Raw genomic sequence first — 14798 nt, 5'->3', positions numbered from 1 at the left:
GGTTGCAAATTATTTAATTGTTAAGCTTCAAAAAACTGTTTTGCATACTTAACTACTCCATTTACATTTTTTAATGAACTTGGTTCAAGCTCTATAACCATAAAGTTTTCGCTTGGTACATCAAATGGTGGATTTACTCCATATTCTTTAGCTTCTTTAAATCCAAATCTTGGATAGTACTTTTCACTTCCAAGAACTACAACCGAATTATATCCTAAGCTTTTCGCAATACGTAAGCCTTCACTTATTAACTTACTACCTATTCCTTGTCTTTGATATTTAGGTAATACCGAAAGTGGAGCTAATGCAAGTGATTCTGTCTTTAAGTCCTTGCTTTCTATTGATATTTTAGTAAACATAATATGCCCAACTATAGTTTTATCACAAGTTGCTACAAGTGATAACTCTTGTATATAACTATCTGAGTTTCTAAGTCTATTTACCAAATCTTGTTCACTTCCATCAGAGTGCTCTGCACTTTTAAATGATTCCTTTATTAGATTATATATTTCTTCTCTATCTTTCAACTGTTCTTTTCTAATATTTATACCCACTCTATTTCCTCCTTAAGCGTAAAAAAATATTACATAAAGTATATCAAATATAATTACCTTATGTAATATTTTAAATTGGAATTATTAATTATAATTAAAGTTTACACAACTTGTCTTTTACCTAGTTTATATATTAGATATAATACTATAGGTATACTTACAATCCCAATTGAAACTATGACATTTAAGTATAGTGTAGGATTTCCAAATATATTGTAGGTACTTATATTTCCAAACATACTTATTGGTCCTATTAAGTTTTCTATATTTAATTCCATAAAAATCTTAGTCAACATATATGTAGGCATAATTTTAGCTAAAAATCCAGGTCCTAGTAATATCACTACATTGATTGCAAAGGATATCATATCATTTTTGCTAATTAATGATACTAACATAACTAATAATGTAAATAATACAACTCCTATATAGCTAACCAATAACCCCATCATATAAAATGTCCCTATATTCATAATATATGGTGTCCTTGCATAACTAGGTAAAAATCCTAATGGTAAATTCCATCCATCAAAGCCATGCATACCCAGGATAGCAACTTGTATCCCATTTATAACCAAAAATATTATTGTAGAGAATAATAAACCCGATATAACTTTTGCTAGCGTTAATCTTCCTTGTCCATTTTTTGAACTAAATATTATTGATGCAGTGTTACTTTGATATTCATTACTAAATATAGTACATATGGATACAATTATCAAAATAGCCATCCACAGTGGATTTATATTAAATTCTGTTGCATTGTTCCAACCAAATTTAAAGTAAAATTTAGGGATTGGCTTTTTTTCAATTAAATCATGGATATATTTAAATTCTTTATATTCATAACTACTTTTATCTCCATCTTTTTCTAATTTAGCAATCTCTTTTTTTATATCATCAAATTTATAAAAGCTTCCGTTTATCATATATTCAGGGTTTACCCACATATAAAAATCAGATATTCCATATGCTGATACTCTCTCTTTATCTGTAACATACTCTCCCCTATTATCTTTTTCCCTTATCTGTAGACCATTCTTTTCTAAATAATCCTTTTTTTCCTCAGTTATAACTTGTCCTTCATATTCTTGTCCTAATTTTTTTATATTTTCATAACTTTTTAATCCTTTTCCCTTAATATCTAAATAATCAGTTATAGATGGTAATACAGATGATATTATGCATATTACTATCAATGCTAACACTGATTTTTTAGAAAATATCTTATATAATTCAAATTTTATTAACTCCTTCATAACCATTCCCCCTAAAAGCTAATCTTTTCATCAAAGTAATATAAAAACAAATCTTCCAAACTAGGATTTTCATCTATTACATCAACATCTTTTATATGTATATTTTCATGACCTACAACTCTAACTAAAATATGGTCTTTTTCCCTTACTATATTAGAAACTTTAAATTCATTTTGAACTTTATGAAGCATATCTTCTCTTATTCTTAAGCTATGTACTTTCCCTCTAATACTCTTTAAAAGTTCATTTGGAGTGTCTTTTTCAACTAATTTACCATCTTTCATAATAATTATTTCATTTGATATAAACTCTACATCTGAAACTATATGAGTAGATAAGATTACTATTTTATCTTTTGATATCTCAGATATTAAGTTTTTAAATCTTATTCTTTCATTAGGATCTAGACCTGCAGTTGGTTCATCTAATATTAAAACTTTGGGATCATTTAAAAGTGCTTGGGCAATTCCTAATCTTTGCTTCATTCCCCCTGAAAACTTACCTATTTTCCTATTTCTATCTTTTTCTAGATTCACAAATTTTAAAAGTTCATCTATTTTTACTTTTGAATATTCTTTTTCCAAACCTTTTAAGGTAGATACATACTCTAAAAATTTTTGTGCCGTAAATGTTTTATAAAACCCTACATCTTGTGGTAAGTATCCAAGCAAACTTCTATAATCTGCCCCTAATTCAGATTTACTTTTTCCATTTAAGTATACTTCTCCACTAGTTGCATTTGAAACATCAGCTATTATTCTCATAAGAGATGTTTTTCCTGCTCCATTAGGTCCTAATAAACCGTATATCCCATTATTTAAAGTAACATTAAAATCACTTACTGCTATTTTATCTTTAAATGATTTATTTATATTTTTTAATATTAATTCCATTTAATTCCCCCCTAAAAATCTAAGTTTTTATAATCTATAAAGTTTATACTTTTTTTATAAAATACTTTTGATGCAACCATTGTAAGTCCAAATAGCAATATAAGGACTAAAAACAACTTATAGTTCTTTACGTTTACTATGTAGTTAATAGTGTGGTTGTCTACCATATTGCTTACAACCATCCATATACTTGTAGATAATACTATACTGTTCATTCCCCTATAGATAGATGCTAATATCAGTGATATTAATGATATAAAACAAGTTGGAATTAAACATATATTTATTATCCTTAATAAGCTAACTTCAGAATAAGTTCCTGTTAATATTAAACTAGTTACTAAAGTTAAAGCTATAGCCGTTGTAGATATTATTACTAACTTTGCAAATAGTATTTCTCTAAATGAATATTTATAGCTTAATTCTAACTCCCACATATTTTCTTCTTTTCCTCTCAATATTTCAGCTAACCCAATAATTATTGGTATAGGAGATACAGTGTAGGCACATAAGTATGGATTTAAATTAAGTTTTATAGTTCCAATTACTCCACATAAAACAAGTATTATAGATGCAATTAAGTACAACTTATTAAATATCTTAAATTGCATTTTTAACAATCCTATACTAGTTCTAACTTTACTATATAAATCCATATTTTCATTTTTAATTATTTCTTCATTTTTATTTTGTGGCATATAATGTCTTAATTTATCTATAGTTAAATCTACGTTTTCTTCATCAACCTCTTTTACAATATAGCTATTTAAGAAATTTTCTATATCTAAAAATTCTTCATCTAATAAAATTTCAAAATCCTCATTTTCTATATCATCATATCTTAGATTTTCTTTTATCGTTGGTGTTTTGCTCATAATTATCACCTCCAAGTAATTTTTTTAGATTTTTAACTCCATTAAACAATCTAGATTTTATTGTGTTTTCATTTTCTCCTGTTATATCACTTATCTCTTTAATTTTTAAATCATTGTAATATTTAAGTATTAAAGCTTCTTTTTGAATTTTAGGTAAACTACTTAAAGCCTCTTTTATCTTAATAGCCTCTTCTTTTTTTGATAATATATCTATTACATTCGCCTTATCTTCTATTTCATAATTGCTAATATCGTCACTCCTCTTTCTTTGGTTGTAAATTTTACTTTTAAAATAATCTTTAGTTGTATTAAGTGCAATTTTTAATAACCAGCTTTTAAAATTTCCGTCTTTTAACTTATACTTATCTATGTTTTTCATCATTTTTATAAATGATTCTTGAGTTATATCATAAGCAATGTTGTAATCATTTACATTTCTATATACAAAACTATGTACCATATCATAGTATCTCTTTACTAAGACTTCCATTGCACTTTCATTTCCCTTTAATATTTCTTTTATTAATTTTTCATCTGATTGAGCCATTTTCATCCCCCTTTCACTTATATAACGAATTTAATTTATAAAAAGTTTTATATTTTGTAAAATTTTTCCTATATGATTATATCAATAAAAATCCATGTTCATTTAATATTTAATTTTATACAGCATAAAAAAGCCGATTAATATAAATTTTACTTTATATTAATCGGCTTTATATTCATTATATTTAATCTAAATATCCTGGTATTTCCTTTGCTATTTCTTTTATATATTTTGATTTTAAAGCTATAAAATAAACTAAGTATATAGCAAAGAATATAAATGATACAACTAATCCTTTAACTCCAACATTCATTCCTTTTGCTGAACTTAACATTATTACACTAAATATTGCATTTAAAAACCCTACAAAATAAGGAATAAAGAACATTGATCCTATTTCTATATTCAGTGTTTTTTTCATTTCATTATATGATAATCCTATTTTAGATAAATTTTTATATTTTTCTTTGTCAGTTATTAAATCTGTATAGAATCTAAAGTATAGGAAACTACAAGAACATATAAAGAATATAATTCCTATAAATGTTCCTATAAATAACAACGCTTTATTTAATTGAACCTCTTGATTGTAATTACCTGGCAAATTAGTAAAGTAATTATAGTACTCACGTGTATTATAATTATTTTTAGAAATCTTTTTAATTCCATCTTCTATTTTATCAGATGTTTTATAGCTATATTCCCAATTATTATAGTCATAACCAATTATATTAAAAGTAACATTATTCTTATCTTTTTCTAATTTAGAATACATATTATCGTTTATTACTAAAAGCGAATCCATCATTCCCACATCAGTTATTCTATTTGATGCAATTCCTTTTACTTTTAAATCTTCAAATCCTACTTTAAGACTATTTATTTCTTTTAATCCATCTCTATATTTAGTTGTATCAAACCTTGGTATTATTGATGTTTCATTTTCTTTTAATTCTACATTATCTATTCCTAATTTTTTACCTACTCTATTAAACTCTGAATTGCTTACTACATATTGTCTACTGTTTCCTATATTTAATATTTTAAAATGTGTTTTATTAAATTTATATCCATCTTCATGTAATGTATCTTCTATAATTTTAATTTGTTCACTTTCAGCCTTATTATTCTCAGATGATGTAAGGTTTAATATATATGGATACATAGATTTTGCATCATCTAATTGAGTTGCTACTACTGTGGATAATGCACTTATTGCAACCAATGTTCCTGATAACAGCATAGTATTTAAAAATAATAATCTAGAGTTATCTTTAACTTTGTAAACTAAATTACTTATCCATAATAAATTAGTCTTATTCATATAGTACTTTTTATTTTTTTTAAATATATTCAATACAAATACAGTAAATTGTGAAAAGAATAAATATGTTCCTACTATTACACATGCAATAACAATAGATTCCATACCTTCAAATCTAGTTCCTATGTATCCAAAAGATAATATAATTATGCTTAACACAGCTAAAAGCTTAGAATTTTTAGGTTCTACTTTTGGTTTTTTACTTCCATTTAAAAGTTCTATAATAGTTTTATTTTTTACTAAAAACATAGTTATAGGACTTGATATACTAAATAATATGGCAAATAAAACTATAGTTATTAACATTGCCTTTACTGGAACATACATTTGTGTTGCTTTTATGCCAAAAATACTACTTGTTAATGATAAAAATGGCTTAGCAAATATTAAACCTAATACTATTCCTGATACTATAGATAATAATCCTATTATTGTACCTTCTAAAAATATTAATTTTCTAAACTGTTTATCTGATATTCCTATTATTTTTAAAGTACCAAATTCTTTAAATCTTCCTTTTATAAAAGTACCTAAAGAATAAAGTATAAATAATAACGAAACTATACTAATAACAGTTTCCGTTGTTATTAGTGAATAATATAAAGTTGACCCATTTGATATTTGAAGGTTTGCAACATTTGGATGAAATAAACTTACAGCAAATGCAAAAAATATCATTATAGATATGGTTGAACTTAAATAATACCCTAAATACGACTTAAAGTTTCTAATTACACTGTTATATGCAAACTTCTTAAAATCCACTATCTAGCACCTCCTATTTGAGATAGCACTGATAATATTTCTTCGTAGAAGGCTTCTCTATCGCCCTTTTTATTAAGTTCTCTGTAAATCTCTCCGTCCTTTATAAAAATTATTCTATTACAAAAACTTGCAGTATAAGGTTCATGTGTTACCATAAGCGTAGTCATTTTATTTTCAGTATTTATTTTTGTAAATAAATCCATAACATCATCTGTAGATTTTGAATCTAGGTTTCCTGTAGGTTCATCGGCTAATAAAATTGATGGTTTATTTATTATTCCTCTAGCTATTGCAGCCCTTTGAGTTTGTCCTCCTGATACTTCAAACGTTCTTTTGTTTATTATCTGTTCTATACCTAATTTTTTAGATATTTCTTTTAATCTAATATTCATCTCGTTTACAGAAACTCCATCTAGCGTTAAAGGAAGTACTATGTTTTCCCCAATTGTTAGAGTATCTAATAAGTTAAAGTTTTGAAATACAAACCCAAGTTCATTCCTTCTGAAGTTTGCTAAATCCTGACCTTTCAAGTCATGCGGTTTTTTAAAATTTAATATTACTTCACCTTTTGTAGGTCTATCTATTGTAGATATAACATTTAATAAAGTTGACTTTCCACTACCACTTGGACCCATTACAGCAACAAATTCGCCTTCTTCAATAGACAAGTTTATATTTTTTAAGGCTTGATAAGATACCTTTCCTTCATAAGTTTTAGATAGATTATTAATTTTTAAAATTTCCATATATACACAACCTTTCATTTTAATCATGTGAATATGGTATCTTACTTTTAATATTTTTAGTATTCATTTACATTACATGAAAATTACAATTCTGTAAGATAAAAAATGACTCAACCTAAATTTGGTCGAGTCATTTTTTATAAATTTATTTATTTTGCTCCTTCTATAAGAGATTTCATAGTCTCTTTATCCATCGCCCCTGGTACATATTGTGTTACATATCCATCTTTATCTATTATAAACGTTGTAGGAAATGCACTAATTCCATATTGATAAGCCAAAGCCCCATCTTTATCCATTACCACAGGAAAATTATATTTATTTTGATTTAAAAATTCTTTAATATCTTCTTCTGAGCCTTCATTTCCTAAATTAGGAGATGCAACTCCTAGAATTACAACTTCATCCTGATTTTTATTGTATTCTTTATATAAATCTTCTATATGAGGCATTTCACCCCTACAAGGTGGACACCACGTTGCCCAGAAATTTAAAAATACAGTTTTTCCCCTATATTCACTTAGTTTATGTTCTTTTCCATATTGATCATATAAATTAAAGTCTATTGACATTATTTTATTATCATCTTTATCTTTATTTTCATTTTCAATATTTGAATTATCTTTGATTATTTCGCTTTTATTGTTACTAGAATTATACAGTTCTAAACCTCCATTTATAATCATTATTAGTCCAGATACTATAAGTATTATACCTCCTATTTTTTTTATTAATCCCATATAATTTTTCATATTGTCAATTGATTTAAACAATTTATTATAAAACATAGAAACTATTATAAATGGTAATATAAAACCTATTGTATAAATTAAAATCAGTAAGTTTGATGTAGCTATGTCTTTTGAATTTGATGCCATAACAAGTACAGATGCTAATATTGGACCTATACAAGGAGTCCATCCAAAACTAAATGTAAATCCTAATAAAAAAGCTGAAATTGGGTTCATCTCTTTAGGTTTTATATTAAATCTTTTTTCTCTATTTAATATAGATGACTTAATAATTCCTATATAAAATAGACCCATAACAATTATTATAATTCCTCCTAGAATCATTATGAAATCTTTATTTGTATTTAAAAATGATTTAAGTACATTTACCGATGATCCTAATATGAAGAATGTTACAGATATTCCAAGTGTAAAAAATATAGTATTTTTAAAAAGTGAACTATGTATAAATGTTTTTTTATCATTTTTTAAGCTATCTATACTACTATTTGATAACATACTTAAATAAATAGGTAATATCGGCAATATACATGGAGAAAAAAACGATATCATACCTTCTATAAAAACTACTATTAAATTAAATTTATCCATTGTACCTCCTATTTTTTCTTAATTTACCATAATTTATATCTTTAATAATTATATCAATTTAATAATTAATTTGTAATAAGTAACTTTAAAGTAACCCAAACTATTTTAATTAAAAAAGGCACCTAAAATAGGTGCCTCTTTGTTTTATAATCCTGATTCTTTAAATTTCTCATTTACAAATTCTGTAGCATTGTGGAATGTCTTCTTAAATACAACTAGTGCTAAGAATATTATAAAGAATAAAGCTAACATTATTAAGTCATGATAAACCGCATCCATACTAGGACCTGCTATAGCTTCTCTAAATCCATCTATAGCGTAAGTAAATGGCCAAAATGGCTGTAATACTTCAAATATTTTAGGATTTGTTTGTATTGGATATATACCACCAGACCCTGCAATTTGAAATACCATTATTACTATTGCAATAGCCTTACCAATATTACCAAATAATGATACTAGAGTAAATATCATTGTTGTAAATAAAATTGATGATACTATTGTAAATAAAAATAATAAAGGTACACTTACAGGGGCTTGGAATATAAATATATCACCTATTGCTATTATCAGTGATTGTATCAACGATACAGTCATAAATGTAAGCATTTTTCCAAAATGTTTTTGAACTAAATTTGTACGTTCTCCTTCTAATTCTTCACATTCTGTAGTAAGCAACGATGTAGCTAAAAGTGCTCCTACCCATATTGCAAGAACTGAATAAAAAGGCATTAATGCAACTCCAAATATTCCAGCCTTGTAAAGTTCTTCTGTTTTAACATTAACTGGAGATGCTATAAATGAAGCTATTTCTTTTGAATTTTTATCAAGTGTTGAAATTAGCTTATCTAAATTTTCATCTGTTAATATATTAGTTTTTTCAATTAATACATCTAAATCTTTTTCAAATTTATCTAATTGTTTAGCTATGTTTTCAGATTGTTTTATAGCTAAGTTGCTACTTGATATTCCAAAGTTAGATAGTGCATTTAACTGAGGTACTAAAACATTTATACTATCTAATACATTGTTCATATCACTTGAACTAGAAATCATAGAGTTCCCTACACTATTTAAAACACCTGATATATCTGAATTAAATGTTCCGCTTATTAAATTTAGCTTGCTATTAAATGCATTAGATAAATCTAATAAAGAATCTAATTGTTCATTTATTTTTTCTTTTCCTTCGTTGTTGCTAATTAATGATTTTATATTTTCAAGCTTTTCACTTTCTGAATCAAGCATACTACTTAACTTTTTAAGAGAACTTATTACATTATCAACTTTGTCACTACCTATTTTTTCAAGACTTGATATAAGGCTATCAAGATTACCTTGCATAGATGATATTGTATTTAGTATTGATTCTATAGCTTTTTCCAAATCTTCGCTAGATCCATCATTATTTAAATCTTTTAAATTATTAATTTGATTTTGCAAGTTACTATTCATGCTATTTATAGAACTCATACTACTACTTAAATTTTGAGAAGCATTATTGGTATTATTTTGAGTAACTAAAACCAAATCTTTACCATTATTTATAACTGATTTTAAATCATTTACTTCTTTTGTAATTAAAGGAAGGTTTCCTTTAGTATCTCTTAAATATTTTTTTAAATTGTTAGCATGTGTGCTAGCTTCTTTTACATAGCTATCAATTTTTTTCAAATTACTTGCTGTACTATCTAAGGTTTCTTTTAACTCAATTATTTGAGGTTTATTGTCTTCTAACTTAACACCTAGTGATGTAAGGAAACTAAATGCTTCTTTATTTACAGTATCTACAAAGTTAGATTTAACCTCTTCCACCAATTTATCTTTAGCAACATCTGTAATTTTTGTAGCTATTGCATTTACCTTTTCATTAGCCTTATATATTATATTTGGCTTTTGTGGGTTTTTAGTTGAAAGAGATGCTAAATCCTTTGAAAAGTCGCTCGGTATTTCAATTAAAGCATAATATTTACCCTCATTTAACTGATAATTACCTTGCCACTCTTCTGTAAACTCCCAACCTATATTATGGTCTTTTTTAAGGTTTTCAACAATTTCATCTCCAACATTTATAATCTTTCCATTAACTGATGCACCTTCATCTTTATTGACTACGGCCACAGGTATATTCCCTGTATTTATATATGGATTCCAGCATGCTTGTATATTTACCCATGCATATAGTGAAGGTATTAAACAAAGCCCGGCTATTATTATAAAGGCTGCTGGAATACTTGTTATGTGCTTTAAATCTCTTAAATATATTTTAAAAACTTTTTTCATTTCCTCACCTCTATAAAATTACTCTGATAATCCAGATTCTTTGAATCCTTTTTCAAATTTTCTAACAGATTCATTAAGTCTTTCTTTTAAGAAATACCCTATCATTATCGTAATACCTGCCATAAATATAAGCACAAATGTATTAAACATAATAGTACTTAAAAGTGGACCAGCTATAGCCTCTCTTAAATTGCTTAATGTATATGTAAATGGGAAAAATGGTTGAAGAATTCTAAATATTAAAGGGTCTACCTGAATAGGGTATGTTCCCCCAGAACCTGCTATTTGAATAACCATTAATATTATCCCTATCGCTTTTCCTATATTTCCAAATAATGATACTAGTGTATATAATATTATTGTAAACACAGCTGAAGATAACACTGTAGTAAATATAAGCAGCCCTAAACTATCAGTTTGAACTCCTAATACAAGTTTGTCTCCAAGCCCTACTATAAATCCTTGTATCATTGCAAAAAATACAAAAGTAATCATCTTACCAATATATCTTTTCTTTATACTTAACCCAACAAACTCATCAGCTTCTGTTGTAAGTAATGATGCTAGTACTAATCCTCCAACCCATAAAGCTAATGTTGTGTATATAGGAGCCATTCCTGAACCATAATTCTCAATCGGATATATTGGCTCTGATTTTAAGTTAAATGGATTTGACAAATAATCTCCCATAACTTGAGGCTTACTTTGTAGTATAGCTATTATTGAATCTAAATCATTATCATTTACTTTTTTAAGTTCAGTGCTTAATAAGTGTATAGTATCTTTGAATTGATTTAACTTCGTCTGTAAATCTTTTGTCATCTCTGCTGTTAAATCGCTTCCTTTTGATGCATATCCTAATATTTCATTAGTTGCTTTAACTAAACCTTTCGAACTATCAACTAAATTAGCTGCATCTTTTGTTGATGTTATTAAGCTATCTGCAGTTTTATTTAGGATAGGTCTAACTTGTGAATCATACGAATTTATAGAGTTGTTAGTTCTATTTGATAATTCACCAGCTGTTTCATTTATTGAATCAATTGCATCTTTCATAGAATCTGCTGATCCATTTAATTGACCTTTAAGATTATCTAATTTTGATTGTTGTTTATTAAGTAAGTCTTTTATTTTATTTAAATCCCCAATTAATGCTGTTATCTTATCATTTTCTCTTACATCATTAAATTTATTTAAAAGATTAATAACAGAATCAATTTGAGATTTACTATTATTTAGCTGACTTTCTAATTGTGATATAGATGAACTTACTATTTCTTTAGAATCAGAACTTGAATTGTTCAATCTATTTACTATGTCTTTTATTTGATTATTTTGATTATTAATTTGATTTAAAGTAGATTTAACACCATTTAATGAATCATTTAAATTATTTTTTATATTACTTAAGTTTTTACTTGCATTCATATTAGAATCAGCAACTGCATCAATACCTGTTGTAACTTGTGGTAAAGTGCTTTGAATATCTTTTAAATATGTAGCTAAATTTTCTGAATTTCCATTTACACTCTCAAGTGCAAAATTAACAGCATCCATATGCTCATCAAGCTCTATTATAGCTTTTTTTAATTTTAATATCTTGTCCTTGTTTTCATTAATATCTTTACCATATATATTTAAAGCTGAAAATACTGTTTTATTTACTGTAGCAATGAAATTTGAATTAATTTGATTAACAAGTGTTTCTTCAGCTACTTCTGTAATTTTACCAGCAACTGGGTTAGATTTTGTATCTACTTTATATATTATAGTTGGCTTAGTTGGATTTCCACTTGTAACACTAGTTAAATCTTTTGTAAAGTCACTTGGTAGCTCTATCATTGCATAATAAGTTCCATCAAGAACTCCTGCATTAGCTTTTTTTTCATTTACAAATTTCCATCCTATACTTTTATTTTTTCTTAACTCAGTTATTACATCATTTCCCACATTTAGATGTTTACCATCTAAAGTTGCTCCCTTATCATTATTAACTATAGCAATTGGTACATTACTAGTATTTTCATAAGGATTCCAACATGCTTTAATATTTATCCAAGCATATAAAGATGGGATGATACACAATCCTATAACTATTATAAGTGCTATTGGATTTTTAATTAGATTTTTCATATCTCTTTTAAAAATCTTTATTGAATCTCTCATATTCTCCTCCATTCATTTTAACTTTGTTAGAAATCTTAACATCAACGAGTATATTATACCATTATTTAACAAGTAAATTAACGTTTTATTACAACAAATAAAAAAATAGTCTGTATATTAAATATACAGACTATTTAGTCTTTTCACTATGTATATATGTCTGAAAATTCTACAGAAATTTGATTTTCATTATTAATATAATTGCTATTTTCATAACTATAACTTAAAGAATTTTTGATTAAAGTATTTGGTAAAATTATCGTAAACTTACTACCTTTTTCTAACTCACTTTCTACTTTTATACTTCCATTGTTCATTTCAATTAAAGACTTAACTAGATTAAGACCTATACCGCTTCCTTCTTTTTTTGTATTAGTTTTAACTTGCTCAAACCTTTCAAAAATTTTATCTATTTTATCTTCAGGAATTCCTATTCCCGAATCTTTTACACTTATTTCTATATCATCTTTACAACTTATAAAAACTTCAATTTTCCCTCCAGGTTTATTGAATTTAATTGCATTAGAAATTAAGTTTAAAATTATCCTTTCCATATTATCAGGGTCAAATGCAATAAGTTTTTCTTCTGTATCTGTATCAAATATTATAGATAAATTATTACTTTTTACAAATTCAGATACAGATAGGCATATATTTTCTACATAACTTATAATATCTTTATTTTTAGGATTATAGCTAAAACATCCTGACTCTAACCTAGTAGTATCAATTAAATTATTTACTAACTTTAGTAATCTTCTTCCGTTTTGATCTACTATACTTAAATATTTGTTAAAATATCGAAATAATTCTTCATCTAGTAAATTCATCTTTAAATTTAAAACTTGTAAAGAGCTTAAAATTAAGTTTATCGGAGTTCTAAGTTCATGTGATATATTAGCTAAAAAGTCCATTCTCAATTTTTCAAGTTCTAATTCACCCTCTTTAGTCTGAGTTATATCACTTATTACAAATATTTTTTTTATCACATTCCCATTTTCATCTAATAAAGATACTACCCTAACCCAAAACCACTTTTCATCTTGATTATTTCTAGTTGCTCTAAAAATTATTGATACTGGTTCCTTAGAATTATAATTATAGTTTACATTTCCTTGTGGTTCAAAGCTTTTCCAATTGTCTTTCCAAGTTTTTATATCATCATATAATTTATCTGGCTTTATCTCAAATACTCTTTCAAAAGAAGGACTTATGTAATGAGCCTTTTTTTCATCAGCTATAACTATTACCTCTTCAATATTATTTGCTATTTCTAAAAATGTTTTTTCATTTTGCTCTATATTTTTTAATACTTCAATTTTATTTGTTATTTCAATAGATATGCCTATTGTTCCTAGAAGTAAACTATTATTTTCTTCAGTGTAAGGCCATTTCGCAGTTTGTAAATACATATTTTTATTAGCACCCGAATTTATAAACTCATCATAAATCTCTAATTTGTTGTATTTAATAATCATATTATCTGTCCTAATAAATTCATTAGCGCTGTCTTTTGGAAATAATTCATAATCAGTATGACCTATAACTTCATCGTAAGTTTTATTAAAAAATTCTAGAAATTTCTTATTTACATCTACATATACTCCATTTCTATTTTTTATCCATGCTATAAAAGGTGAATTTTTTAAAGTTGATGATAAATTCATATGTTGTTTACTAACTTTAGTGAATCTAATATGATATTCATTATTTTCCGTACTATATACCTCAACATTAAAATATGAATTAATACTTTTTACATAAATTTCTTTTATATATTTTTCATTTACTTTTGATTTATTAAAAATACACTCCCATTCTTCCATTTCTTGTTTTGACATAGTATTCTTTATATAATCATTACTTTTTTGTTCACTTGCATCACCAAAAAATCGCTCATAAGCTTTATTCGCATCTTTTATTTTCATCCCTATATATTTGCTATTTTCATCTTTTATAATCTCTATATGTAAATATGCTATAGGGCTATCTTCTATCATCTTTCTATATATGTAATTTGACATATTCCCCCCCGATTTACTT

11 protein-coding genes are annotated in these 14798 nt (G+C 25.9%); all 11 read right to left on the bottom strand.

Annotation, left to right across the window (positions count from 1 at the left end; genetic code table 11):
- Window positions 1–20: 20 nt before the first annotated feature.
- Window positions 21–554 carry a GNAT family N-acetyltransferase gene (locus GFJ41_RS03085; RefSeq protein ID WP_170074582.1) on the bottom strand — a complete coding sequence of 178 codons (534 nt, stop codon included), beginning with the start codon at window positions 552–554 and terminating at the stop codon, window positions 21–23.
- Between the two features lie 101 nt (window positions 555–655).
- Entirely contained in the window at window positions 656–1813 is a 1158-nt protein-coding gene (locus tag GFJ41_RS03080) for a hypothetical protein (protein ID WP_170074581.1), read from the bottom strand.
- Between the two features lie 11 nt (window positions 1814–1824).
- Window positions 1825–2706 (bottom strand): ABC transporter ATP-binding protein, encoded by an 882-nt coding sequence (locus tag GFJ41_RS03075; protein ID WP_170074580.1) that lies wholly within the window; start codon window positions 2704–2706, stop codon window positions 1825–1827.
- 11 nt (window positions 2707–2717) lie between these two features.
- Window positions 2718–3581, bottom strand: a complete 864-nt coding sequence (locus GFJ41_RS03070) for a hypothetical protein (protein WP_170074579.1) — start codon at window positions 3579–3581, stop codon at window positions 2718–2720.
- The gene (locus GFJ41_RS03065) at window positions 3541–4128 is read right to left on the bottom strand and encodes an RNA polymerase sigma factor (protein ID WP_025161955.1); all 588 of its coding nucleotides are present in this window, start codon (window positions 4126–4128) and stop codon (window positions 3541–3543) included. Before GFJ41_RS03065 ends, GFJ41_RS03070 begins: the two co-directional genes overlap by 41 nt.
- A gap of 184 nt (window positions 4129–4312) precedes the next feature.
- Window positions 4313–6217: an FtsX-like permease family protein gene (locus tag GFJ41_RS03060; RefSeq protein WP_170074578.1), complete on the bottom strand. Its 1905-nt coding sequence runs from the start codon at window positions 6215–6217 to the stop codon at window positions 4313–4315.
- Entirely contained in the window at window positions 6217–6963 is a 747-nt protein-coding gene (locus tag GFJ41_RS03055) for an ABC transporter ATP-binding protein (RefSeq protein ID WP_170074577.1), read from the bottom strand. Before GFJ41_RS03055 ends, GFJ41_RS03060 begins: the two co-directional genes overlap by 1 nt.
- Before the next feature lie 149 nt (window positions 6964–7112).
- A complete protein-coding gene (locus GFJ41_RS03050; protein WP_170074576.1) occupies window positions 7113–8306 on the bottom strand; it encodes a cytochrome c biogenesis protein/redoxin in 1194 nt (397 codons plus the stop codon).
- A gap of 144 nt (window positions 8307–8450) precedes the next feature.
- Complete coding sequence (locus tag GFJ41_RS03045; protein ID WP_170074575.1) at window positions 8451–10589, bottom strand: YhgE/Pip domain-containing protein; 2139 nt, start codon at window positions 10587–10589, stop codon at window positions 8451–8453.
- Window positions 10590–10607: 18 nt separating this feature from the next.
- On the bottom strand, window positions 10608–12755 hold the full coding sequence (locus GFJ41_RS03040) for a YhgE/Pip domain-containing protein (protein ID WP_170074574.1): 2148 nt from the start codon (window positions 12753–12755) through the stop codon (window positions 10608–10610).
- 146 nt (window positions 12756–12901) lie between these two features.
- Window positions 12902–14779 (bottom strand): PAS domain-containing sensor histidine kinase, encoded by a 1878-nt coding sequence (locus GFJ41_RS03035; protein WP_170074573.1) that lies wholly within the window; start codon window positions 14777–14779, stop codon window positions 12902–12904.
- Between the last annotated feature and the right edge of the window lie 19 nt (window positions 14780–14798).

The organism is Paraclostridium dentum (genome assembly GCF_012922555.1).
In the GTDB taxonomy this organism is placed as follows: domain Bacteria; phylum Bacillota; class Clostridia; order Peptostreptococcales; family Peptostreptococcaceae; genus Paraclostridium; species Paraclostridium dentum.
Note: the sequence above shows the minus strand (reverse complement) of the source record. Positions and strands in the feature narration are given on the sequence as shown.

What these genes read in the sequence shown, in the direction of transcription:
- GFJ41_RS03075 (WP_170074580.1), bottom strand. Translation starts at nt 2,706, where the DNA reads ATGGAATTAATATTAAAAAATATAAATAAATCATTTAAAGATAAAATA.
- GFJ41_RS03045 (WP_170074575.1), bottom strand. Translation starts at nt 10,589, where the DNA reads ATGAAAAAAGTTTTTAAAATATATTTAAGAGATTTAAAGCACATAACA.
- GFJ41_RS03055 (WP_170074577.1), bottom strand. Translation starts at nt 6,963, where the DNA reads ATGGAAATTTTAAAAATTAATAATCTATCTAAAACTTATGAAGGAAAG.
- GFJ41_RS03070 (WP_170074579.1), bottom strand. Translation starts at nt 3,581, where the DNA reads ATGAGCAAAACACCAACGATAAAAGAAAATCTAAGATATGATGATATA.
- GFJ41_RS03040 (WP_170074574.1), bottom strand. Translation starts at nt 12,755, where the DNA reads ATGAGAGATTCAATAAAGATTTTTAAAAGAGATATGAAAAATCTAATT.
- GFJ41_RS03035 (WP_170074573.1), bottom strand. Translation starts at nt 14,779, where the DNA reads ATGTCAAATTACATATATAGAAAGATGATAGAAGATAGCCCTATAGCA.
- GFJ41_RS03080 (WP_170074581.1), bottom strand. Translation starts at nt 1,813, where the DNA reads ATGAAGGAGTTAATAAAATTTGAATTATATAAGATATTTTCTAAAAAA.
- GFJ41_RS03050 (WP_170074576.1), bottom strand. Translation starts at nt 8,306, where the DNA reads ATGGATAAATTTAATTTAATAGTAGTTTTTATAGAAGGTATGATATCG.
- GFJ41_RS03065 (WP_025161955.1), bottom strand. Translation starts at nt 4,128, where the DNA reads ATGGCTCAATCAGATGAAAAATTAATAAAAGAAATATTAAAGGGAAAT.